The 25607-nt window shown below is 34.5% G+C and carries 18 protein-coding genes; 10 read left to right on the top strand and 8 right to left on the bottom strand.

Annotated elements, in window-relative coordinates:
* Positions 1–16: 16 nt before the first annotated feature.
* Positions 17–913 carry a gliding motility-associated ABC transporter ATP-binding subunit GldA gene (gene gldA / locus DCO46_RS01945; protein WP_116750920.1) on the bottom strand — a complete coding sequence of 299 codons (897 nt, stop codon included), beginning with the start codon at positions 911–913 and terminating at the stop codon, positions 17–19.
* A gap of 147 nt (positions 914–1060) precedes the next feature.
* Between gldA and DCO46_RS01940 the strand changes: the two genes are divergently transcribed.
* Entirely contained in the window at positions 1061–1633 is a 573-nt protein-coding gene (locus tag DCO46_RS01940) for an outer membrane beta-barrel protein (RefSeq protein WP_116750919.1), read from the top strand.
* 196 nt (positions 1634–1829) lie between these two features.
* Positions 1830–2405, top strand: a complete 576-nt coding sequence (locus DCO46_RS01935; RefSeq protein WP_116750918.1) for an outer membrane beta-barrel protein — start codon at positions 1830–1832, stop codon at positions 2403–2405.
* Positions 2406–2704: 299 nt separating this feature from the next.
* Here the strand turns inward: DCO46_RS01935 and metE are convergent, their stop codons facing one another.
* Entirely contained in the window at positions 2705–5026 is a 2322-nt protein-coding gene (gene metE / locus DCO46_RS01930; RefSeq protein WP_116750917.1) for a 5-methyltetrahydropteroyltriglutamate--homocysteine S-methyltransferase, read from the bottom strand.
* A gap of 157 nt (positions 5027–5183) precedes the next feature.
* On the opposite strand from metE, the gene DCO46_RS01925 reads away from it, so the two are divergent.
* The 4 genes from DCO46_RS01925 to DCO46_RS01910 all read left to right on the top strand — a co-directional run bounded on the left by DCO46_RS01925 (position 5184) and on the right by DCO46_RS01910 (position 9586).
* On the top strand, positions 5184–5645 hold the full coding sequence (locus DCO46_RS01925; protein WP_116750916.1) for an Lrp/AsnC family transcriptional regulator: 462 nt from the start codon (positions 5184–5186) through the stop codon (positions 5643–5645).
* A 138-nt stretch (positions 5646–5783) separates the two neighbouring features.
* Positions 5784–6122 (top strand): hypothetical protein, encoded by a 339-nt coding sequence (locus tag DCO46_RS01920; protein WP_116750915.1) that lies wholly within the window; start codon positions 5784–5786, stop codon positions 6120–6122.
* Positions 6123–6126: 4 nt separating this feature from the next.
* Positions 6127–8166, top strand: a complete 2040-nt coding sequence (locus DCO46_RS01915; protein WP_116750914.1) for a DUF3883 domain-containing protein — start codon at positions 6127–6129, stop codon at positions 8164–8166.
* Between the two features lie 73 nt (positions 8167–8239).
* Positions 8240–9586: a deoxyguanosinetriphosphate triphosphohydrolase gene (locus tag DCO46_RS01910; protein WP_116750913.1), complete on the top strand. Its 1347-nt coding sequence runs from the start codon at positions 8240–8242 to the stop codon at positions 9584–9586.
* Here DCO46_RS01910 and DCO46_RS01905 read toward each other — a convergent pair whose 3' ends face one another.
* The 5 genes from DCO46_RS01905 to DCO46_RS01885 are packed head-to-tail and all read right to left on the bottom strand — an operon-like array spanning position 9587 to position 14091.
* Positions 9587–10591, bottom strand: coding sequence for a DUF3078 domain-containing protein (locus tag DCO46_RS01905; RefSeq protein WP_116750912.1), 1005 nt, complete (start codon positions 10589–10591; stop codon positions 9587–9589).
* Positions 10592–10637: 46 nt separating this feature from the next.
* Positions 10638–12419, bottom strand: coding sequence for a 1-deoxy-D-xylulose-5-phosphate synthase (locus DCO46_RS01900; RefSeq protein WP_116750911.1), 1782 nt, complete (start codon positions 12417–12419; stop codon positions 10638–10640).
* Positions 12420–12474: 55 nt separating this feature from the next.
* The gene (locus tag DCO46_RS01895; protein WP_116750910.1) at positions 12475–13059 is read right to left on the bottom strand and encodes a hypothetical protein; all 585 of its coding nucleotides are present in this window, start codon (positions 13057–13059) and stop codon (positions 12475–12477) included.
* Positions 13060–13080: 21 nt separating this feature from the next.
* Complete coding sequence (locus DCO46_RS01890) at positions 13081–13323, bottom strand: hypothetical protein (RefSeq protein ID WP_116750909.1); 243 nt, start codon at positions 13321–13323, stop codon at positions 13081–13083.
* A 9-nt stretch (positions 13324–13332) separates the two neighbouring features.
* The gene (locus DCO46_RS01885) at positions 13333–14091 is read right to left on the bottom strand and encodes an energy transducer TonB (RefSeq protein WP_116750908.1); all 759 of its coding nucleotides are present in this window, start codon (positions 14089–14091) and stop codon (positions 13333–13335) included.
* A 64-nt stretch (positions 14092–14155) separates the two neighbouring features.
* Here DCO46_RS01885 and DCO46_RS01880 point away from each other — a divergent pair, with 64 nt between their 5' ends.
* The 4 genes from DCO46_RS01880 to pbpC all read left to right on the top strand — a co-directional run bounded on the left by DCO46_RS01880 (position 14156) and on the right by pbpC (position 23609).
* Positions 14156–14599, top strand: coding sequence for a nucleoside deaminase (locus DCO46_RS01880; RefSeq protein ID WP_116750907.1), 444 nt, complete (start codon positions 14156–14158; stop codon positions 14597–14599).
* A 24-nt stretch (positions 14600–14623) separates the two neighbouring features.
* Positions 14624–15256 carry a hypothetical protein gene (locus DCO46_RS01875; RefSeq protein ID WP_116750906.1) on the top strand — a complete coding sequence of 211 codons (633 nt, stop codon included), beginning with the start codon at positions 14624–14626 and terminating at the stop codon, positions 15254–15256.
* Between the two features lie 172 nt (positions 15257–15428).
* Positions 15429–21116 carry an alpha-2-macroglobulin family protein gene (locus DCO46_RS01870; protein WP_116750905.1) on the top strand — a complete coding sequence of 1896 codons (5688 nt, stop codon included), beginning with the start codon at positions 15429–15431 and terminating at the stop codon, positions 21114–21116.
* Positions 21117–21233: 117 nt separating this feature from the next.
* Positions 21234–23609 carry a penicillin-binding protein 1C gene (gene pbpC / locus DCO46_RS01865; protein WP_116750904.1) on the top strand — a complete coding sequence of 792 codons (2376 nt, stop codon included), beginning with the start codon at positions 21234–21236 and terminating at the stop codon, positions 23607–23609.
* A 62-nt stretch (positions 23610–23671) separates the two neighbouring features.
* Here pbpC and DCO46_RS01860 read toward each other — a convergent pair whose 3' ends face one another.
* Entirely contained in the window at positions 23672–25216 is a 1545-nt protein-coding gene (locus DCO46_RS01860; RefSeq protein WP_053470125.1) for a ribonuclease E/G, read from the bottom strand.
* Positions 25217–25607: the final 391 nt, after the last annotated feature.

The raw sequence follows: 25607 nt of genomic DNA, 5'->3' as shown, positions 1-25607 counted from the left end.
GATGATTTAAGAATCTTTATTTGGTAATTTCCCTAAAAACAGCTTCCAGGTTTTTATTCTTTTGATTCAACTGAAGTGTTTTTAAACCATTTTCGTTAGCAAAATCAAAAATAGCGGGACGCATATCTTTTTCGGTAACAAAAGTCAGTTCCCAGGTCATATCGTGTGTATTTTTATAAGAACTGATATTTTCAAGTTTAGCCAGTAATTGTTCTTCAACTTTATAATCAAATTCTACTTCTATAACCTGTTCTTTATTTTCAGAGATTAATTTATCTAATTTTTTATCGGCAACAATTTGTCCTTTGTCAATAATTATGACACGATCACAAATGGCTTCGACCTCCTGCATGATGTGTGTTGACAGAAAAACCGTTTTATCTTTCCCAACATTTTTTATTACATTTCTAATTTCCATTAACTGATTAGGATCCAGACCTGTAGTAGGTTCGTCTAAAATCAGAACATCGGGATTATGCAGCAAGGCATTTGCCAGACCAACACGCTGACGGTAGCCTTTTGACAATTGTCCTATCTTTTTATGGCTCTCGGCTGACAGGCCTGTCAGTTGTATTACTTCTTCAATTCTTGATTTTTGTATGTGATAAACATCAGCATTAAAAGCCAAATACTCACGAACATACAAATCCAGATACAAAGGATTATGCTCCGGTAAATAGCCAATAGAAAGTTGAACTGCTTTTGCGTTTGTCATGACATCATGACCATTTACAAGGGCCGTGCCGCTATCAGCAAGTAAATAAGTAGTCAGGATTTTCATCAGGGTAGATTTTCCGGCTCCGTTTGGTCCAAGAAATCCTACGATTTCTCCTTTCTCAATTTTAAATGAAATTTCATTTAAAGCTTTTTGCTCTCCGTAACTTTTTGATATGCTGTTTACTTCTATCGACATGACTTTTTATTTGCTACAAAAGTAAACAGAAATAACTTTGATTACTAAAAATTGTCCTTTAATGAACTCAAATTATATAGAAAAATTCTAAGCAATGACGGCATCGTTATTGTTAAATGGATAGTGAATTAAAAACAAAATTTCAAAATGAAAAAAATTTTACTTGTTGCTGCATTAGCTATCTGTAGCTTTGCAAACGCACAAAAAGGAACAGTCTTAGTTGGTGGAAGTATCGGATATGAATCTGAGACTGTTGATTATGGAGGAGATGAATCTAAAGTTAGTTCATTTAACTTTTCTCCAAGAGTTGGTTACCAATTTAATGACAACTGGACTGTCGGAGGTGAATTTACAGTTGGTTCTTCAAAAAATGACGAACAAGAATTCAAAACAAATGAATTTAAAGCAGGAGCATTTTTACGTTACTCTGTGCCATTAAATCAAACATTTTCTGTTTTTGCTGATTTAGGAGTTGGTTTACAAAACAGAACATACAAAGATTACTCTGGGCCTTTTATGACAAAATCAAAAGGTGATGGTTTATATGTAGGTGTGACTCCTGCTCTTTTCATTAATATGAAAAAAGGCTTTGGTCTAAACTTTAGTATCGGAGGTATAGGATATGATACATTAAGCTATGACAATAACGGACCGGATGTTAATACATTCTACTTTAACTTTGGTCAGACTTTCAACATTGGAATTTCTAAAAACTTCTAGTCTTAGATATATATTCAATTTCAGAAAAGCATCCCAATCGGGGTGCTTTTTTTGTTTCATAACAATTTAATTAAGTTTTTGTAATCTTTCCTTTTCCAGGGTGATATGATCTTTAATAAATGGTTAACAAAAACGTTTTAATTAATGGTGGTATTTTTATTGTTGATTGTATTTCAAATCTTAACAAATACAACTTATGAAAAAAATGCTACTTATTCTTGCATTGTCAGTTTTTGGCTTTGCAAATGCCCAAAAGGGAACAATTTTAGTCGGTGGAAATATTGGTTACACTTCTGAAAAAATTGACAGGGAAATTGCATCTGCGAAAAGCAATACTTTTGAGTTTTCTCCAAAAGTAGGATATCAGTTTCATGATAACTGGACAGTTGGAGCAGAATTTTCGCTACAATCTTCAAAAACTGATAATGGAGGGGCTGAGGGGAAAGCTAATAATTTTAAAGCAGGAGCATTTGTACGTTATACAGTACCATTGAGTGAAACTTTTTCTGTATTTGCTGATTTAGGAGCTGGGTTTCAAAATCAAAAATTCAAAAATTACGAAAATGGATCGCTTGTATCAGATAATAAAGCTGACGGTTTTTACACAGGTTTAACTCCGGCTCTTTTTATTAATATGAAAAAAGGTTTTGGTTTAAATTTTAGTATTGGAGGTTTAGGTTATGAAACATTAGGTTATGATGATGTGGATTATAATAAATTCTTTTTTAATTTTGGAAAAACGGTTAATATCGGGATTTCTAAAAACTTCTAATTTTTTAGATTTAATGTAAACAGAAACAGCACTTCAAACGAAGTGCTGTTTCTGTTTAGTTGGAGATCTTCTGAAAATTAAAATTTGTTGCTTAGCCCCGATAGAAGCGATATCCTTTTGTGTTGGGGTTCAACACAAAAGATATAGCGGATAGCGGGAAAGAATGTTCTTTGAAACCGAAATTCTTCTGCTTCAAATAAAAAAAATAATGCCAACAAAGTGAAACCGAAACGAATCATAACTAAAATCCGGCTTCACTTGTTGACATAAAAAACAAAAATGTATTCTGAATAAAACTATTAGTTTACAGGGGTTTGAACTGCAGCTCTCATTTCCTGTGCAGCAGCAACCATTTCAATCAAAGCTTTTTTGGTTTCATCCCAGTGACGTGTTTTTAGACCGCAATCAGGATTAACCCATAACTGATCTACCGGAATTACAGCAGAAGCTTTCTCTAACAAACGAACCATCTCTGTGCTCGAAGGAACACGTGGCGAGTGAATATCATAAACTCCGGGACCAATTTCGTTTGGATATTTAAAGTTGGCAAATGCATCTAAAAGTTCCATTTGCGAACGAGAACATTCAATCGTAATTACATCGGCATCCATGTCGGCAATGTTTTGAATAATGTCATTGAATTCGCTGTAACACATATGTGTATGAATTTGCGTGTTATCATTTACACCACTTGCCGAAATACGGAACGCTTTTACCGCCCAGTCTAAATAGTTTACCCATTCTTCTTTTCTTAAAGGCAATCCTTCACGAATTGCAGGCTCGTCAATCTGAATGATTTTGATTCCCGCTTTTTCCAAATCAACCACTTCATCACGAATGGCCAAAGCGATTTGTGTACAAGTTTCAGAGCGTGGCTGATCGTTACGAACAAATGACCATTGCAAAATGGTAACCGGACCCGTAAGCATTCCCTTAACCCATTTTGGAGTCAGAGATTGTGCATATTTCGACCATTTTACGGTCATTGGGTTTGGTCTTGAAACGTCTCCGTAAATAACCGGAGGTTTTACGCAGCGGCTTCCGTAACTCTGAACCCAGCCATTTTTGGTAAAAGTAAATCCAGCCAATTGTTCACCAAAATATTCCACCATATCGTTACGTTCAAACTCACCATGAACTAAAACATCAATACCGGTTTCTTCCTGAAAACGAATCGTAGCTTCTGTTTCTTTTTCGATTAAGTCGTTGTATTGTTCCGTTGTTAATTCTCCTTTTTTGAATTTTGCTCTCCAGCTTCTCACTTCTGCTGTCTGAGGAAAAGATCCAATTGTTGTGGTTGGAAATAAAGGAAGGTTTAAAGCTTCAATCTGACTTTTTCTTCTTGCTGCAAATGTACTTTTACGTTTGTCGTCAGCAGCTGTGATTGCGGAAACACGGGCTTTTACTTCATTATTATGAATTAATTTTGAAGTTTTACGGTTGTCGTTTGCAATTGTATTTTGTTCAAAATCAACTGAATTTTTAATGTCAGTTTCGTTGGAAGCAAATTGTTTTAACAACACGACTTCCTGGATTTTTTGTTTGGCAAAAGCCAGCCATTGCTTAATTTCAGGCGTAAGCGTCTCATCGTTTGTTTCTAAATCCAAATCGCACGGACTGTGGATTAAAGAACAGGACGGTGCAACTAAAATTCTGTTTTCGCCCAAAGCATCAGTTGCTTTTTTAATTAACTCTAAAGATTTTTTGAAATCATTTTTCCAGATATTTCTTCCGTCAATAACTCCAAGAGAAAGATTTACGTTTGAGGCTAATTTTCCTGAATTTAAAATGTCATCTAATTGTAAAGGACAACGAACTAAATCTAAATGGAATGTATCAACAGGAAGAGCAAGAGCCGTTTCTAAATTTTCACCAAAACAATCAAAATAATTCGCTAAAACGATTTTAAGTTTTGGAAAACGTTTGTTGATTTCATTGTACACTTTCGTGAAAGCATGTCTTTCTTTGTCTGTTAAATTAAGTGCTAAGAAAGGCTCGTCTAACTGAATATATTCCGCATTTTCATTTTGTAATTTTTCAAGAATTTCAAAATAAACGGGAAGTAAAGCATCGATAAGATCAATTCGGTGAAAACCTTCTTCTTTTTCTTTTCCTAATAATAAATAAGAAACAGGACCAATTAAAACAGGTTTTGTTTTGATGCCTAAAGCATTTGCTTCCTTAAATTCGTTGATTACTTTTTCAGAAAACAATTCGAACTTTTGGTTTTTGGTAAATTCAGGAACGATATAATGATAATTAGTATCAAACCACTTAGTCATTTCCATGGCCACAACATCCTGTCCTTCTTTTTGAGATCCTCTTGCCATAGCAAAATATAAATCTAAAGCTGAATTGGTTTTGGCAATTTCGCTGTAACGTGCCGGAATTGCTCCTACAGTGAGAGTTAAGTCCAAAACCTGATCATAAAAAGAAAAATCATTTGAGGGGATTAAATCTACTCCGGCCTGCGATTGCAAATGCCAGTTTTTGCTGCGAATGTCTTTTCCGGCCGCGATAAGTTCATCTGCCGAAATTTTCCCTGCCCAGTAAAGCTCGCTTGCTTTTTTTAATTCTCTGTTGCTGCCTATTCTTGGATAGCCTAAGTTGTTTGTTTTCATTTTTGATTCAGTATTTTTTACTGTACAAATGTATTGTAATGGATTTTAATACTTAAATTTGGACTTTATTTAAGTGAAATGTCTTTTAAAAATCATTTTTAAAAGATTTTATTACTGATGATTAGTCAAAAAACAACCTTTAGCCGTAAAAATTACTATGGAAAATCTGGACAAAACCGATTTATTGATACTTAAACATCTTCAGGAGAACTCAAATATCAATACGAAAGACCTTGCTGCAAAATTATTTCTGACAGTTACGCCTGTATATGAGCGTATAAAAAGATTAGAAAGAGATGGTTTTATAACTAAATATGTAGCGTTGTTGGATAAGCAAAAAATGAATCGGGGCATGACAGTTTTTTGTAATGTCCGTCTAAAAGAACATGCAAAAAATGTGGGAAGCAATTTTGTAAAAGATATTGTGGCACTTCCTGAAATTATTGAGTGCTATAACATTGCCGGCGATTATGATTTTATGCTCAAAATTCTGGTAAAGGATATGGCTAGTTATCAGGATTTTGTAATGAATAAATTATCGACTATTGAAAATATAGGAAACACCAACAGCATTTTTGTAATGGGTGAAATCAAACACAGCACGGCATTAGAGTTTTAAACTCTTAAATATTTAGAAAATGCATTTTCGGTTGTTAAGCCTGAATTCGACCAATAGTTAAGAATAAGCTGTCAATTTATTTATTGTAACATTATAAAAAACACTAATTTTATAACACTGAAATTATAAATAAATCAAATGAAAAATATAATTGCAAAATCATTATTAAATAAAATTGAAAGACTTGAAGCTTTCGAGGAACGCCTTAATGTTAGATTTGAGAATATTTCGGTAAAGGTTGATGATGAGGGATGGGTATTTTTGTTTTTTGAATTTCATTCAAATAATGGGCCAACTATAGAAGATGTTATAATGATTGAATGTACTGCTTATGATGTTGATGGTCATATATTAGAGGTCAAAAATAGTTACGCCTTTCCTGATAAATTTTTTGGATTTGAGGTTTTTAAATTTAGTTTTCAAGAAGATGGCATTTCAGATAAAATTAATAAATTAAGATTATATCCTAAATTGTAATTTTATGATTATTAATGAAATTAGGAGTCAACTTCTAGAAGAAGCAAAAGCATCACCCAACTTGCTAGCAGATTTGGCTGGGTTAGAAACCTACATTGCTGAAAGCTATAACAATCGATCTTTTATAGAATTATTACAAAATGCGGATGATGCAAACGCGACCAAGTTTAAAATCATAAAAGACAGTAATTTTTTATATGTTGCTAACAATGGAAGGTTCTTTAATGCGAATGATATAGAAAGTTTGTGCAGAAGTGCATCTTCAAACAAAATAAGGGGAGAAAATATTGGTTATAGAGGGATTGGCTTTAAATCAGTTGTAAGTTTTTCTAAAGAGATTTATATCATTAGTGGTGATTTAGAAATCACATTTTCTAAAGAAAGAACTAAAAATGAAATTCCAAACGCAACAAGAGTACCACTTATAAGAATACCACACTCAGTTAATGAAAATGATAAATCCTTAATGGATGAAAATATTAATAGTATATTAAATGATGGATTTTCAACTATTTTTATTTTTACTGGAGTAACCACACTAGAAATCGAGTCAGAATATGAGTCGTTTGATTATAAATCGTTGCTTTTTCTCAAAAATATAACAACAACAGAAATTTTAATTTCTAACTATGCTTCAACATTTATCGAGAAAGAAATAATTTCTGAACACGAAACCAAACTAAAGATTAAAAATAATGAAAATCAATCTGAATGGCTTGTATCAACCTTTAATAATACTGCTATAGCCTTTCAAATTGAAAATAATTTACCTGCAAGAATCAACTTAGTAGATGCTTTTGTTTACTCATTTTTGCCAACTGAAGATATAACAGGATTGGGTATTATTGTGAATGGTGATTTTAGTACTGATCCCTCAAGAAAACATCTTATATATGATATTGAAACAAATACAACGATAAAAAATATTGCTAGTCAAATTATAAATATAATTAAGGAAAATTTGGTAGGCAATAAGCCAGAAAATAGTAATATAATTAAATGTATTGTTCCATACGCTGATCCTAGAATGATGAGTTTTAAAAAGACTTCTTTTGAAAAACTTCTTTTAGAGGAAGTAAAAAATATTGACCCTGCCTTCTTTGAAAAATTATTATTAGCACCAAATTGGCTTAACACTAAGGACTATAATATTATTGTAAAAACAATTGATAATTTTGTAGTTGAATCAATTTTTTTAAACATAGATGGATTAGTATCGTTTTTGAAATTTCTTGGAGCAAAAGAGGCTTCGTTTAACTCATTCAAAAATAAAATTAATGAGTCGGATATTTCAATATTAGGATGCGTTCAAATTTCAAAATATATATTTGTTTCTATATTATCAATTAGTAATGATAATTTTATTCTAGAAGTAAGTGATCTAAAAATATTGATTCACGAGAAGAAAAGATATTCGTTTAAGCAAATTCTTTCTGAAAATTTATTAATTGACGATTCTTATATTTCTTTGTTAATTGAAAATGGTCTAACGGAATTCGATATAAAGCAAGCATTTAAAAAATTACTTCCGAATTATATCGGAAATTTAGTTTTGGAGAAAAAGGATGATGACATTATGCTTAATAATTCTATTCAAAATGTAAATTCCACAACTAATGATTGGTATAATAATTCTAAAGAAATTTCAAATGACAGAATTAAATATGCTATAAAACGATGGAGAACTGCGGAAGAAATTACTATGGAAATTTTGAATTTAAATGGATTTAATTTACAAGATGTAAGCAAACAAAATATTGGTTATGATTTAGATGGATTTGACCCAAATGGAGAAGAAATTCACATTGAAGTAAAATCCATAACACTTCCAGGGCAGAAATTTAAGTTAACCAATAATGAAATTGGCGTAGCGCAAGCAAAACCACAAAAATTTTATGTTGCTATTGTTCGTCAAACAGATGATTTTTTTGAAATAGCATTGATTTCTGATCCAATAAAAAATTTAGTTTTAAATAGGCAATGTACACAATGGATTTGGGAATGTTCAGAATATGAATATAATCCAAGGAAATTTACGTTGTAAGACTTTATTTTGACTGAGGTTTTCATTTAAACGCTCCATTTTTTCTTATATTCGCTCGATTTAAAATTACAAAATGAACTGGGAACAACTTTTATCTCTTAAAAAGCAAGGTGACACAAGCAAAAGATTACGTATAGAACAAGACGATACCCGTTTAGGCTTTGAGGTAGATTATGACCGGATTATATTTTCGGCAGCTTTTAGATCATTGCAGGATAAAACGCAGGTAATCCCGCTTTCTAAAACAGATTTCGTACATACACGTCTGACACATAGTTTAGAAGTTTCTGTAGTTGGCCGCTCTTTAGGCCGTTTGGTTGGAAAAAAAATCATTGAAAAATATCCGTATTTAAAAGAAGTTCACGGTTATCATATGAATGATTTCGGAGCCATTGTTGCCGCGGCATCTTTGGCGCACGATATCGGGAATCCCCCATTTGGGCATTCCGGGGAAAAAGCTATTGGTGAATATTTTTCAATCGGAAAAGGAATTAAATATAAAGACCATTTAACTGCCAAGCAATGGCAGGATTTAATTGATTTTGAAGGAAATGCAAACGGATTTTCTGTGCTTACAGCAAGTCGTCCAGGAATAGAAGGAGGTTTAAGGATTTCGTACGCCACTTTGGGTGCTTTTATGAAATACCCAAAAGAAAGCCTTCCTAAAAAACCAACTTCAAATATTGCAGACAAAAAATATGGTTTCTTTCAGTCTGATAAAGCATTCTTTGAAGAAGTCGCTGAAGACATGGGAATGATTGCCAATAAATCTGACGGAGATATTGGTTTTGAAAGACATCCGTTGGCCTATTTAGTAGAAGCCGCAGATGATATTTGCTACACTATTATAGATTTTGAAGACGGGATAAATCTTGGTTTGGTTTCCGAAGATTATGCTCTGGAATATTTAATCAAACTGGTAAAAGACAATATTGGAGTTTCTAAATATAAATTATTAGAAACCAAAGAAGACAGAATCAGTTACCTGCGTGCGCTTGCAATTGGTGCACTGATTAATGATGCCGTTGATGTTTTTATAGAAAACGAAGAATTGATTTTAGCCGGACAGTTCCCTTATGCTTTAACAGATAAAAGTAAATACAAAGCGCAGATGGATGATATTATCAGCTTAAGTGTTGAGAAAATCTATCAGAGCCGCGAAGTTATCGAGAAAGAAATTGTTGGTTACCAGATTATCCAGACCTTGCTGGATAAATTTATTACCGCATTCAATAACAAATATGAAGGAAAAGCATCGAATTATGATAAGTTACTCTTAAAAATGCTGCCTGAAAAACACCATTTGGAGAAAACAGATTTATACAGCCGTTTGCTTCATATTTGTCATTATGTTTCCCTTTTAACGGACGGAAATGCGTTAGAATTATTTGAAATGATTAATGGCAGAAAGCCAAATTAATTATTGAAAAGCATATACAAGACCAACTCCTAAAACCTGTCTTAACTGAGCTCTTGGCCCGTCATTAACCTGGCTTGTAGATCCTGTTACAGGATCTACAACATCTTTTTTGGTTTTAATATCGTCGTCATACACTAAATGGATCCCAATATTTGCTTTTACATAAGCATTTACAACAAGGTCCAGACGTGTGTCGTAATCGATGTCGACATTTCCGAATCTGTTCAGGTAATCGGTATATAAACTCAATCTGTTTTCATAAAAGATGTTCTTGAAAATTTCATTTTTCATGTAAGCAGTAAACAAAATACCAAATTCGGCTTTTACTTTTTGTCCTTCTTCAACCAAAATCTGAGTGTTTGGATCAAGAGGATCTGGTGCATAAACAGCTTTTTTAACACCAAATGCTCCTTGGTTTGCCAGATACTGGTCTAAAACCAAAGTGGTTTTTAATGTTATAGGAGAGAAGTAGAAAGTCCTGTTTTTTGCTTTATTTGAATTCTCAGCTCCGGCTCCCAGAAAGATGTAAGCAGGTGCAAACGGTTTGGATATTGCAATATCCCTGTTCGGATAATTGTAACCATTTGTAAACTGAGTATTGAAATTATATTTTGCAGAATAGTACCAGTTCGATGTTGTATCTCTTCTGAATCCGTACGTTGAGTTAAGCTGAACGGCATCGTCTGTTTTTCTAAGTTCGGTACCATCTTGTTTGTTTAACCCGTACTTAACAATTAATTCATTAAACCATTTGTGGTTTCCTTTTATGTAAGTTCTTGAAAATTCACCTTTGAATAAACCTGAAATCGAACTTGTTCCCCCGGCACTCCAATTCACAAAAGCAATTTCGGAAATGTCAAAACCCAGTTGATTTTTCTTAGACCAGTTAGAAGGCGGTTTCGGAATCTGGTTTGGTTCTAAAGTTGTTTTAATAATACCCTGAGCAGAAATTGTAACAGTAAAGGTAAAAAGTAAAAGTAATAATGTGAATCGAATTAATTTCATTAGGCTTGAATTTTGATTTTTTTTTGGCTTCGCAAAATAACCCTTTTCAATGGTTTGAAAAAAGAAATACTAAACTTTTAACGTCAATTTTACACATTTGTTGTAATTGTAAGACCGTTCCATGCTCAATAAATGTATCTGGCACACCTAAAACCTTTATAGGATTATTGAAGTTGTTTTCAGAAGCAAATTCTAAAATGGCACTTCCAAAGCCTCCTTTTGTTACCCCGTCTTCAATCGTAATGATTGTTTTAAAATTATTAAAAATTTCTTCTAATAAATTGTTATCCAGAGGTTTGATAAACGGAAAGTCGTAATGCGCAATAGTTTCAGCATTAGCACATTCGTTAAGGGCTGCAATTACGTTGTTGCCGATAGTTCCGGTAGATAAAATGGCAGTTTTGGTACCCTTTTTCAGGCGGATTGCTTCGCCAATTTTAACATTTTTGTATTGTCCGAAATTTTCTACTTCCCAATTGGGCAGAACACCCCGGCCTCTTGGATATCGGATGGCAATCGGATGATCCAGTCCAAGTTGTGCTGTGTAAAGAATATTTTGTAACGCAATTTCGTTGATCGGAGCGTAAATAATCATATTCGGAATTGTTCTCAAATAGGCAATATCAAAAACACCGTGATGCGTTGCCCCGTCTTCACCCACCAAACCAGCGCGGTCCAGACAGAAAATAACTGGTAAATCTTGCAGTGCCACATCATGAATAACCTGATCATAAGCGCGTTGAAGAAAAGTTGAATATATATTGCAATAAACCACCATGCCCTGAGTTGCCATTCCCGCGGCAAGGGTTACAGCATGCTGTTCTGCAATTCCAACATCAAAAGCACGTTTGGGAATTTCATCCATCATAAATTTTAAGGAACTTCCTGATGGCATTGCGGGAGTAATTCCGATGATTTTTTTATTTTTTCTGGCTAAATCCAAAATAGTCAGACCAAAAACATCCTGATACTTTGGAGGTAAATTTTCCTCAGATTTTAAATGAATTTCTCCGGTAGAAGCATCAAATTTTCCTGGTGCGTGATATTTTACCTGATTCTCTTCGGCTTGTTGTAAACCTTTGCCTTTTGTAGTAACAATATGAAGGAATTTCGGGCCTTTAATCTTTTTTAAACGGTTTAATTCTTTGATTAATTTCGGAAAATCATGACCGTCAACTGGCCCTGAATAATCAAAATTCAAAGATTTTATAATGTTATTCTGCTTGGGATTTTTACCATTTTTAACCGCAGTCAGATATTTTTTTAATGCACCGACACTCGGATCAATTCCGATGGCGTTGTCATTCAGGATAACTAAAATATTAGCATCTGTAACCCCGGCATGATTTAGACCTTCAAAAGCCATTCCTGATGCGATAGAAGCATCTCCAATAACCGCAATATGCTGTTTGTTTGTTTCTCCTTTCAGTTTTGAAGCAATTGCCATTCCGAGTGCTGCAGAAATTGAAGTAGAAGAATGGCCAACGCCAAAAGTATCGTAAATGCTTTCGCTTCTTTTTGGAAATCCAGAAATTCCGCCAAGTTGCCTGTTGGTGTCGAAATTTTCTTTTCTTTCAGTCAGGATTTTATGCCCGTAAGCCTGATGTCCAACATCCCAAACCAATAAATCTTCGGGCGTATTAAAAACATAATGCAGCGCAATTGTAAGTTCTACAACGCCTAAACTGGCTCCCAAATGACCTTCTTTTACCGAAACAATATCAATGATAAAATCACGTAATTCCTTGGCCAGTTGCGGTAACTGGGTTTCGTCGAGTAAACGCAAATCGGCAGGGGTGCTTATGTTCGAAAGTAAATTGCTTTTCATTGTAAGGTAAAAAGCAAATTTACGGTTTTAAATTTAATTTTATTACTGAGATCTATTACAATACGATTGGTAAAGAATACACCCTTCTCACTTTTTTGCCATTAATTTCTCCGGGTTGCCATTTAGGACATAAACTTAAGACTCTTATAATTTCCTTTTCTGTTGAATTGTCAACAGGCGGTAAAGACTGGAGATAAGATACAGATCCGTTTTTTTCTACTGCAAAAGAAAGATTGATTTTGAGATTGGCAGTTTCTGAGTTTACAGGCTTTTTAAATTCATGTCCAAAAAAGTTGTAGAATTGTTCAATTCCGCCTGCAAATTCTGCATTTGTTTCAATAGCAACACCTCCATTATAAACAGGTTCTTCTATTGTCTTTTTGCTATTGGCTTCAGTTGGTTTTGCTTCTTCTTTCGTACTCTTTTTTATAGGTTTTACAAATTTGACCTGATCAACTTTTGGTGGTACTGCCTGGGTAGTATCATTTGGGTCAATTGGAATTTCCCCAACTAAAGTTACAACTTCATGTATTGTATCTTTTACAACTTCGACTTTATCAATTTTTTGTTTCTTTCCTTCTTTGTCCTGACAACTAAACAAAGTAGTTCCCATGGAAATGAATAATGCAAGTAAAAACATTTTGTGATAATGCATTTGCGTCTATAAAACCCGACTCGGAATTTGAATTGTAATTGTTTCTAATTGCGATTTTCTAAATCTTCCGCAAATTTTTTTATTTTGATTTTGAATGAAAAATTGCTGAATTTCTGCCGGAAGCATAGCGGTAAAATCGATAACAGTTTTAGAACAGCTCATACAGAAACGCCCATTTTCTTTTGGTGTCATTTTATCCCAGTTTTCATGGCAAGGTTCAGGAATTGTTATTTTTTGTTTTGAATTCATAGTTTAAACTCAATATTTAAATTTGATTGGCAAATTATAAGCAGATCGTACCAATTGATTGTTTATTTTTCCAGGAACCCATTTAGGAGACATCTTTAATACTCTGATTGCTTCCTTTCCACTTCCGAATCCAAAATCGTTTTTGATTACGATATTATTTAAGCTGCCATCTTTTTCAACTATAAATGAAACATATACTGTACCCGTGCGATTTTCAGAAGTATTTGGTATTTTGTAATTTTTTTGAATGAATTCATAAAATTTAGTCATGCCAATTTCCGGATGCGCTAAAACATCCAGTTCAGCCTGATTTTTAATGCTATTATAATCTACAGCATTATTATTTGAAATTGTATCATTTTTGGGCATAGGGAGCCCGCCAGTTGCATATCCTTCATGTTCTGGAGAAACAATCTCTACTTTGTCGATTTTCTGTTTGTCTCCATTTTTATCAGAACAGCTAAACAAAGTCGTTCCCATCGCTATGAATAAGGCAAGTAAAAAAATCTTATGATAATGAGTTTGTGAATATAATACACGACTCGGGATCTGAATAATCTTTTGATCTAATTGGCTATTTTTAAATCTCCCGCAAATGTTATTTCCTTTTTTTGAAATAAAATATTGCTGAATTTCATCGGGTAACATTTTTGTAAAGTCAACAACAGTTTTAGAACAGCTCAAACAAAATCTTCCGTTATTATCTGGAGTCATTTTGTCCCAGTTTTCATGGCAGGGTTCCGGAATAATGATTTTGTATTTATCCATCAATTTAGAATTTCAAAATTTAAATGTAATAAAAAATACTAACTAAAAATGTATTTTTGCAACTATGGAAAATCCTTTTACTGACGAATATTTTATGAAGAAAGCTTTGCAGGAAGCTGAAATGGCTTTTGATAAAGGCGAAATTCCTGTAGGGGCCATAATCGTCGTTGCAGACAAAATTATTGCAAGGACTCATAATCTGACCGAATTACTAAATGATGTTACGGCTCATGCCGAAATGCAGGCCATTACAGCTGCAGCTAATTATTTAGGAGGAAAATACCTGAAAGATTGTACATTGTATGTTACACTTGAACCTTGTCAAATGTGTGCAGGTGCCTTATATTGGAGCCAGATCACCAAAATTGTTTTTGGAGCCAGAGATGAACAACGCGGTTTTTTAAGTATGGGAACAAAACTTCATCCCAAAACCACTGTTGTCTCGGGTATAATGGCCGATGAAGCAGCTGATTTAATGAAGCGCTTTTTTATAGAAAGACGTAAATAATTTTCTTGTAAATCTTTTAAAGTGATGACTGATTTTTCAATAATAAAAAAACTATTCCATATTACAGTATCATGCGGTTTTACAAATGAAGAAATTCAAAAAGCTGGAGATATTTTTGGATCACTTCCGGAGGTTTTTACAGATTATTATTCGGAATTGGGAAAAATCCAAAACTTAAATCATACTCAGGATTCATTAGTCATACCCGAAAGATTTCAATATTATCAAAATAATGATTATTTAATTTTTTATACAGAGAATCAACATGCTTGTGTTTGGGGCATTTACAAAGATAATTTGTCAAGTCCTAATCCTCCTGTTTATATGAGTTATTATCAAAAAGAATGGAATCTGGAAACAGAAACGTTGACAGATTTTTTTACTGCAATGGCATTTCTTCAGGCGGGTTTTGCGCTGGAATTTACTTGTGATACATTTTATGAAATAGAACCACACGAGCTTGATTTTATTACCCAGAACTATTCCGATAAAGGAGTTACATTAAAACAATGGCTTGAGGGAATAAACTTCTACGGAAATTACGAAGACGATGTTATTGTGGTAATGGGCGGAAATCAAATTTTTTATTCGGCAAACACAAAAAATCATTTTCTTGAGATGGACAAAATTTTGTCAAAATTAGGTGCTGAGCTTTAAAGAAATGTTCTAACCTTCAACAAAATTAATAAATTTATTAAAGGTTTTTCTTCTTAAAACATTGAAAAATTATTTTACTTTTATGGTGATTTAATTTGTATTTTGGTGCTATTACTTTTGCCGGTAAATCGTATTAAATTTCTAATTTGTTAACCATTAACTCCATATAAAAGTGAAAGCAAGAAAATTAGTTTACGTATTTTTTGTATTTTTTATTTTACAAGCCTGTGGCAGAAAATCAGCTGCCGATTTTAATTCCGATTTTTCATTATTCAGAGAGTACATAACTAGTTTTACCGGCGGAATTGTCCCGTCGCAATCAGACATACGTGTGGTTTTGGCTTTTGATAAAAAAGAATGGAAAATCAATGAAGAACTCGATGATGATTTATTCGATATTTCGCCAAGCGTAAACGGAAAAGTCGTTGCACTTTCCAGCAATACCATTGCTTTTATTCCGGAGAAAAAATTAAAACCGGGTACCGAATATCAGGTTACATTAAACTTAGATAAACTAATCACACTTCCAAAAGAAAAGGAAAAAGAACTTTCTAAATTTAATTTCACGGTCAAAACAGTTAAGCAGGATTTTACAATAAATACGCTTGATATTCAGTCACGCAGCAAAGAATCCCAATATTTAAATTGTGTTTTAAAAACAGCAGATGACATTGATCTTGAAACGGCTCAAAAACTCGTTTCCGCAAGTCAGAAAGGAGAAGACCTTCAGATTAAATTTGATAATGCCGTAAAATCAGGAAAAGAATTCAAATTTATTATTGATAATATTAAGCGTTATTCTGAGCCAAGTGAGCTTGAAATTGCTTACGATGGAAGTGATTTTGATATAGACCAGAAAGGAAAAATCGATTTTCCGATTACAGCCATAAATGAATTCAAGGTTATAAAAGTTGAAGTGCCGGATGAGGACAATCAGTCGGTTTCAATTAATTTCTCAGAACCTTTGGAAAAAGGACAGGATTTTAAAGGTTTAGTAGCGATTCAAAATACTAATAATTTAAAATTTTCTACACAGGGAAACATACTCAAAGTATATTTTAGTAATGAAAAAGCAGCGCCACAAGTTATTCATGAAGTTGTTGCAGAAGAACCCGTAACTGTTGCCACAGTCGATTCTGCAAGTGTCGCTGTAGATAGTGCTGCAGTTGTTGTAGACAGTGCTGCTGCAGTTGTAGAAGAAGAACCTGAAGTAGTTGAAGAAACAGCTCCCGAACAAAATATAACAGGGGAACTTTTATTAGAAGTTTTTCAGGGAATAGAAAGTCAGTATGGACAGAAGATGAAAGAGAATTATTCGCAAAAAATCTCTTTTGACCAGATAAAACCAAACGTACGTTTTGTGAAAAACGGAACAATTCTGCCAAGTTCAAACAATCTGAAACTGAATTTTGAAACTGCAAATCTGAGCGCTGTTGATGTAAAAGTTTATAAGATTTACAAGAATAATATTCTGCAGTTTCTTCAGAATAATGAATTAAACGGATCGCAAAATCTAAAACGAGTTTCTCAGCCCGTTGCCAAAACTACCATAAATCTTAAAGAAAACTCTTTGGTCAATTTGAGTAAATGGAACACTTTTGCTTTGGATTTATCCAAAATAATCAAGCCCGAACCGGGAGCAATTTACAGAGTTGAATTCTCATACAAAAAGAAATATTCTATGTATAAGTGCGAAACATCAGAAACTGATTCAGATCAAAACGAAGAGGAAGAAGAAGTTGATGAAAACGACGTGAATTACAGCGGTAATTCATACGATGATTATTACTATGATGATTACGAATGGAGAGAAAGCCAGGATCCATGTACAGGATCTTATTATTATAACGCGAGAATTGCAACCAATATTCTGGCTTCAGACTTGGGTGTAATTGCCAAAAGAGGAGAGAATAAGTCTTATTTATTTGCCGTAAATAACATTCTTACAACAGAACCCGTTTCAAACGCAAGAATAGATTTATACAGTTTCCAACAACAAAAAATCGCTACAGAAGCGACAAGCAGCGAAGGAATTGCAACATTTCAGATTGATAAGTTTGCCTATTTTGCGATTGTAACATTAGGCGATCAGTCTACCTACGTAAAGCTTGACGACGGGAATTCATTGTCTGTAAGTAATTTTGATGTTTCGGGCGAAACACTTCAAAAAGGATTAAAAGGTTTTATTTATGGAGAACGTGGCGTTTGGCGCCCCGGCGATAATTTGTATTTATCTTTTATTTTGAATGATGCCTCAAATAAATTACCAAAAGCGCATCCGATAAAATTCAGATTAACAGATCCAAACGGAAAAGTAACTTACCAGACGGTTCAAAAAACAAATGACCTTAATCATTATTCGTTTATTGTTCCAACAGATCCGGATGCACCAACAGGAAGCTGGGAAGCAATGGTGAGCGTAGGAGGTGCAAAATTCTACAAAAACATAAAAATTGAAACGATAAAACCAAATCGTTTAAAAATCAAAAACAGTTTTAAAAATGCCATATTATCTTCTGCTTACCCAAATTCAAGTAATCTGGAAGTAACCTGGCTTCATGGGGCAATAGCAAAGAATCTGAATGTAGAAATGCAGGCCAAGTTTTCTGAGCAGAAAACTACATTTAAAGGGTATGAAAAATATGCTTTTGATGATTTAGTTCGCCGCTTCAGTACTGAAGAAGTAAATATTTTTTCAGGAAAACTGGATGCAAATGGAAGAGCTTCTGTCAATATAAATCCGAAATTACAAGGACAGGCGCCGGGAATGTTAAGAGCTTCATTCATTACAAAAGTATATGAAGAAGGCGGAGATTTTAGCATGGATGCTATGGCAACAACTTATTCCCCATACAAAACGTATGTCGGAATAAAATCGCCTGAACCAAACAAATACGGTATGCTTGAAACGAGAACGAACAATCGTTTTGATATCGTAACAGTAGATGAAAACGGAAGACCAAGACCGGTAAGAGATCTTGAAGTAAAAGTTTATAAAGTAGAATGGCGCTGGTGGTGGGATGCTTCAAGTGATAATCTGTCGAACTACAATTCATCTGAAGCAACAACCTCTTACAAAACATTTAAAGTAAACACAGATTCAAACGGAAAAGGAAGTTTCCAATTTGCCTTGACAGATGAAGAATGGGGACGTTATTTAATCAGGGTTTCTGATGAAAACGGAGGGCATGCAACTGCCTTAACCGTAAATATCGACTGGCCAATCTGGTCAGGAAAAACCAGGAATACAGATGCTTCAACCGCGAATATGCTTGTTTTTTCTACCGATAAAAGAGATTATGCTGTTGGAGAAAAAGCTCAGATTTCTTTTCCATCAAGTGAAGGCGGACGTGCCTTAATCTCAATAGAAAATGGCTCAAAAGTAGTTAAGACACTCTGGGTAGAAACCAAAAAAGGGGAAACAAAAGTAGAAGTTCCTGTAACGGCAGAGATGGCACCAAATGTTTATTTTAATATCACACTTTTACAGCCGCATGCTTCGACTAAGAATGATTCTCCAATTCGTATGTACGGAATTGTTCCGATTGGAGTTGTAGATAAAAACACAAAACTTGAACCAACTATTACCATGTCTGATGTTCTGAGGCCGGAACAATCATTTCCTATAAAAGTAAGTGAGAAATCCGGTAAAGAAATGACCTATACGATCGCAATTGTCGATGAAGGTTTGTTGGATTTAACAAGATTTAAAACGCCAAATGCCTGGGATAGTTTTTATGTTAGAGAAGCTCTCGGCGTAAAAACCTGGGACGTATATGATGATGTTATCGGTGCGTATGGCGGAAAAGTAAATCAGATTTTCAGTATTGGTGGAGATCAGGATCTTGGTGGAGGAAAAGCTAAAAAAGCCAATCGTTTTAAACCAGTGGTGATTTATCTTGGGCCATTCAAGCTGGAAAAAGGACAGACAAAAACACATCAGGTTACGTTGCCAAAATATATTGGTTCGGTAAGAACTATGGTGGTCGCTGGTGATGCGGCAACGAGCGCGTACGGAAGTGTCGAGAAAGCAACTCCGGTTCGCAGTCCGCTGATGGTTTTGGCTTCATTACCAAGAAAAATTTCTCCTTCAGAAAAAGTAACAATTCCGGTTACGGTTTTTGCAACAGAGAAAAATATTAAAAACGTAAAAGTTCAGATTAAAACCAGCAACGGATTAAAGGTAATCGGAAGTGCTGCTCAAAACGTAACATTTACACAGCCAGACGAAAAAATGGCGTACTTTAATCTCGCAGTAGGAAGTCTGACCGGAATTGCAAAAGTGCAGATTGTTGCTACTTCGGGAAGCCAGAAATCAACTTACGATGTTGAGATCGACATGACGAATCCGAATCCGGTAACGAACACTTACACAGACGTTATTTTACCGCCTAATAGTGCTAAAACTATTTCATGGAAAACCTTTGGAGTATCCGGAAGTAATAAGGCAAAACTGGAGGTTTCTTCAATGCCAACAATTAATCTGAACGGAAGGTTACAATATCTGATTCAATATCCGCATGGTTGTGTAGAACAGACAACTTCATCGGTTTTCCCGCAATTATTCTTAACAGATGTTGCCGATGTTGATGCAACACGCCAACAGCTCATTCAGAAGAATGTTACTGCCGGAATTACAAGACTGGGAAGTTTCCAGTTACCAAACGGAGGGCTTTCATACTGGCAGGGAAATACAATTGCAGATGATTGGGGAACTTCTTATGCCGGACATTTTATAATTGAAGCAGAGAAAAAAGGATATGTTTTACCAATCAATTTCAAATCAAAATGGATTTCGTATCAGCAAAAAGAAGCGAAGAAATGGCGTTTTGAGCCACGTTATGGAAATGATATGGCACAAGCATATCGTTTATATACGCTGGCATTAGCCGGTTCTCCGGATTTGTCTTCTATGAACAGATTGAGAGAAACAAACGGAATCTCAAACGAAAGCAAATTGCGACTAGCAGCAGCTTATGTTCTGGCAGGCCAGAAAAGTGCAGGATTAACGTTGTTGCTGCATAGCAAAATTGATGATAGTTCAAGTGATTACAGTTATTATTACTATGGTTCAGGTGATAGAAACAGAGCGATGGCACTGGAAACTTTATTATTGTTAAACCAAAAAGAAAATTCGTTCATGATGGCAACAAAACTGGCTAAAAACATGGCCAGCGATCAGTGGATGAGTACACAAACTACAGCTTACTGTTTATATGCTATGTCAAAATTCTCACTAAACAACGGTCCAAAAGGAATTGATATTCAGTTTAGCAAAGATGGAAAAGCGCAGAATATAAAAACAAATAAGACTGTAGCAGACAGAAGTCTGGTTGTGAAGTCCGGGACAAACAGCGTTACTTTAAAAAACAATAAAAAGAACACAATTTATGTTCGCGTACTCAACACCGGAATTCTTCCTGTAGGTGAAGAAAATGCTGTTGAGAGCAACCTTTCGGCCAAAATTGTTTTCAGAAATAGAAAAGGCAGTGTAATTGATGTATCAAGAATTGCACAGGGAACAGAGTTTGTTGCTGAGGTTACTATTAAAAACCAGAAAAATGAATATGTACAAAATGTCGCTTTATCTCAGATTTTACCATCCGGATTTGAAATTGTAAATACCCGTTTTACCGATTATGGAGAAGCTACAAATAATACAGCCGATTATATTGATATTCGTGACGACAGGACAAATTTCTATTTTGGATTAAAAGCAGGAGAAACCAAAACATTCAAGATTTTACTGAACGCTTCATATCTTGGTAGTTATTATTTACCCGGATTGCAATGTGAAGCGATGTACGATCATACCTTCCTGGCCAGAACAAAAGGATTTTGGGTTCAGGTTGTGAAATAAAGTTTCACGCAGATTTTGCTGATTCGGCAGATAACATAAAATCTGCAAGATCAGCTAAATCTGCGTGCAAAAAACTTGCGTATTACTTAGCGCTCTTTGCGGTTAAATTAATCAGTATTGAAAAATAAATTAAAAGCGTTCTTTCAACGCATTATAAACTGGATAAAAAAGAATAAAATAAAATCAGCAATTGCATTTCTGCTCTTGCTTATTTACTATTTTTCAATACCAAGGACTTTATTCAAAGAACCCTATTCAACAGTTATTGAAAGCAGTGACGGTGAATTACTGGGAGCAAAAATTGCCCGTGACGGACAATGGCGTTTTCCGGCGCAGGATAGTGTTCCGGATAAATTTAAAAAGTGTATTGTTTATTTTGAAGATGAATATTTCTATAAACATCCGGGTTTTAATCCGGTTGCAATGGTCAATGCTGTCAAACAAAACAGAAAGGCCGGAAAAGTTGTTCGTGGAGGAAGTACATTAACACAACAAGTAATCCGACTTTCCAGAAAGGGAAAAAAGAGAACTTATTTCGAAAAAATTATAGAAGTCATTCTTTCGACAAGACTTGAATTGGGATATTCTAAAAATGAAATTTTGGAATTATATGCAGCTCATGCCCCATTTGGAGGAAATGTTGTCGGACTCGAAATGGCTGCGTGGCGATATTTTGGTGTTCAGTCAAATCAATTATCTTGGGCTGAAAGCGCTACCCTGGCGGTTTTGCCAAATGCGCCAAGTTTAATTTATCCTGGAAAAAACCAAATTAAATTATTAGAAAAACGCAATCGTCTTTTATTAAAATTAAATCAGGAAGGCATAATTGACCAACAGACTTACGAACTTTCTATAGACGAACCATTACCACAAAAACCTTATAATCTTCCTCAGACTGCACCACATTTATTGCAGCGTGTAGCGAAAAATGAAGAAGGAAAAAGAGTAAAAACAACAATTGATTTTGCGCTTCAGAACCGGGTGAATCAAATTGCTAAATATTATTACAATCAGTATAAGCAAAATGAGGTTCATAACTTGGCGATTTTAGTAATTGATGTTCAGAATAGAAACGTAATAAGTTATATCGGGAATTCCCCAACAGACAATGACCATCAAAAAGACGTAGATATTATTGATGCGCCAAGAAGTACAGGAAGTATTCTGAAACCTCTTTTGTACGGTGCCATGCTTGATGATGGTGAATTATTGCCAAATACTTTAGTTGCAGACGTTCCGACCCAAATTGCGGGTTACACCCCTCAGAATTTTAATTTAACTTTTGACGGAGCTGTCCCGGCACATCGGGCGTTGTCACGTTCTTTGAATATTCCGGCAGTTTTGATGTTGCAGGATTTTGGTGTTGATAAATTTTATGAAGAACTGCAGAAATTCAGGTTAAAAAATATCAATAAATCACCAGATCATTATGGATTGTCACTTATTTTGGGTGGTGCAGAAAGTAACTTGTGGGATTTATGCCGAACATATTCAAACTTGTCTTCAACCGTTAATTATTTTAATAAAAGTCATGGAAAGTACAGAACAAATGAATTTACAGAACTGAATTATAATAATGATTTTGAAGCCGATTTCGGTTCAGAAACCAACCAAAAGAATATTTTGGGTGCTGGATCAATTTGGCTTACGTATAATGCAATGGAAGAGGTGAACAGGCCAGAAGGAGATGAAGCCTGGAAATTTTACGACAGTTCTTTAAAAATCGCCTGGAAAACAGGAACCAGTTTTGGAAATCGGGATGCATGGGCAATTGGAACCAATTCAAGATATGTGGTTGGAATTTGGGTTGGAAATGCAACTGGAGAAGGAAGACCAACCTTGACAGGAGTTACAAGTGCCGCACCAATTTTATTTGATGTATTTAATTTATTGCCAAGACAGCGATGGTTCGGAATTCCGTACGAAGATTTGAATCAAGCTGAGGTTTGCAGTTTGAGCGGATATCTGGCAAAAGAAGGTTGCCCAAAAATTAAACAATGGGTTACCAAAAAAGGAAAATCAACTACGGTTTGTTCTTATCATAAAACAATTCACCTCGATAAAAGCGAACAATTTCAGGTGAATAGCAGTTGTGAAAGTGTTGAAAATATGGTTACTAAAAACTGGTTTGTATTGCCGCCAGTTATGGCCTGGTATTACAAAGGCAAACATATTGAGTACTTGCCATTGCCACCGTTTAAAGAGGATTGTTTAGGGATGCAAACCGCTTCTATGGATTTTATTTATCCAAAAACCAATAGTAAAATTTATTTAACAAAGAATTTTAATAGTGAAGTACAGCCGGTAATTTTTAAAGTAGCGTATTCTCAAAGGGAAAAACAATTATTTTGGTATGTCGATCATGTTTATAAAGGCGTAACTAAAGTCTTTCATGAAAAACCAATTATAATGAATGCCGGGTTTCATCACATTACTGTTGTAGATGAATCAGGAAATGAGATTACGAGAAAAGTAGAGATTATAAGAGAGTAATATTATTTTTAAAAAAAAAGGCACAAAAAAACCGCTAATCTTTCGAGAAGCGGTTTTGTTTTTTATTCTGAAATAACATTTCCTTTTTTATCATAGAAATGGTATTCTAAGTACGTGTAAGCGTCACGAGGTATGATTTTCACCCATTTCTTATGTTCAAAAAACCATTTTGAACGTAATGATGGAAAACCTTTACTGAGGTATGCAGCCACAAACGGATGTGTGTTAAGCACAACTTTATTGTGGGTTTTTAAAAGTCTTTCTAAGTCAGAGGTGATCTTGTCAATTATCAATATTGGTGCTTCAATTTCACCGTTGACTTTATTTGGATCTTCTTCTCTTGTTTTTATATTAACTTCTGGTCTTACGCGCTGTCTGGTAATCTGGACTAAACCAAATTTACTCGGCGGTAATATTTTATGCTTTGCTTTATCGTCGCTCATTTCTTCTCGCAAGAAGTCGAACAAAACTTTCCTGTTTTCTGGATTAGACATATCGATAAAATCAACTACGATTATTCCGCCCATATCACGCAGACGAAGTTGTCTGGCAATTTCAGCGGCAGCAATCATATTCACTTCCATGGCAGTATCTTCCTGATTAGTCGCCTTATTTGAACGGTTTCCGCTGTTTACGTCTATAACGTGAAGAGCTTCAGTGTGTTCAATTATAAGATAAGCGCCTTTGCTCATCGAAACTGTTCTTCCAAATGAAGTTTTGATTTGTCTCTCTATATTGTATTTCTCGAAAATCGGAGTGTCATTTGATTGATAAAACTTAACAATCGATTGTTTCGAAGGTGCAATTTCCTGCAGATATTCCTTCGTTTGGTGGAACAACTCTTCATCATCTATCTGAATACCGCTAAAGGTATCGTTAAATACATCTCTTAATATCGAAGAAGCTCTGTTAAGTTCTCCTAATACTTTTGATGGATGATGAGCAGTTGGTAATTTTTTACACATTGCAGACCATCTGCCAAGCAGGTTCTGCAAATCTTTTTCTAATTCGGCTACGTTTTTGCCTTCGGCTACTGTACGAACAATAACACCAAATCCTTTAGGTTTGATCGATAGAACAAGTTTTTTTAGACGATCCTTTTCTTTTTTGTCTTCTATTTTTTGAGAAATAGAAACACGGTCAGAAAAAGGAACGAGAACGATAAATCTTCCGGCCAATGAAAGCTCAGCGCTTATTCTTGGACCTTTGGTCGATATAGGTTCTTTAACTACTTGAACTAAAACAGATTGATTGGCACTTAAAATATCAGTAATGATGCCATCTTTGTCAATCTCTTTTTCAAACTGAAAGGTTTTTAGGGAGAAATCTTTTATTTTACCTGCGCTTACAAGTTTTATGAATTTCAGTTGGGAAGCTAAGTTTGGACCTAAATCGTGATAATGTAAAAAAGCATCTTTTTCGAAGCCTACGTTTACAAAAGCAGCATTAAGTCCGGCAACTGGTTTTCTGATTTTGGCAATAAAAATATCACCAACCTGAAAGTTGCTTTTCTCTTCTTCTTTGTGTAATTCAATTAGTTTTCCATCTTTTAATAAGGCAAAATCTACGGCTTCAGAACTAGATCTAATGATTAATTCTTTATTCACACTGTAAATTTTTATCTGTTTTTTCAGAAAATAGAATATAGAGAGAAGAGTATAGATTTGAAAAAATCTAAAATCTGGAATCTAAAATCTAAAATCTTATCTACAGATGGATTAAACAATATTTTTTAACAGGTATTAACCCGGAGGGAAAATTAAATTTCAACTTTTAAATTCCAGATTCCAACTCAAACCGATACCGGTTTCTTAATTTTTGGATTTTGGATTTTATTTTTTGGAATTTTTGAAGTTTCCCAAATTTCAATGAACGTTTAAAAAGAAAAAAGTAGTTTAAAACTACTTTTTCTTTTTGTGACGGTTAGCTCTCGCTCTTTTCTTTCTTTTGTGAGTAGCTACCTTATGTCTCTTTCTTTTTTTACCACTTGGCATATCG

This window comes from Flavobacterium sp. HTF (assembly GCF_003105115.1).
In the GTDB taxonomy this organism is placed as follows: domain Bacteria; phylum Bacteroidota; class Bacteroidia; order Flavobacteriales; family Flavobacteriaceae; genus Flavobacterium.
Note: the sequence above shows the minus strand (reverse complement) of the source record. Positions and strands in the feature narration are given on the sequence as shown.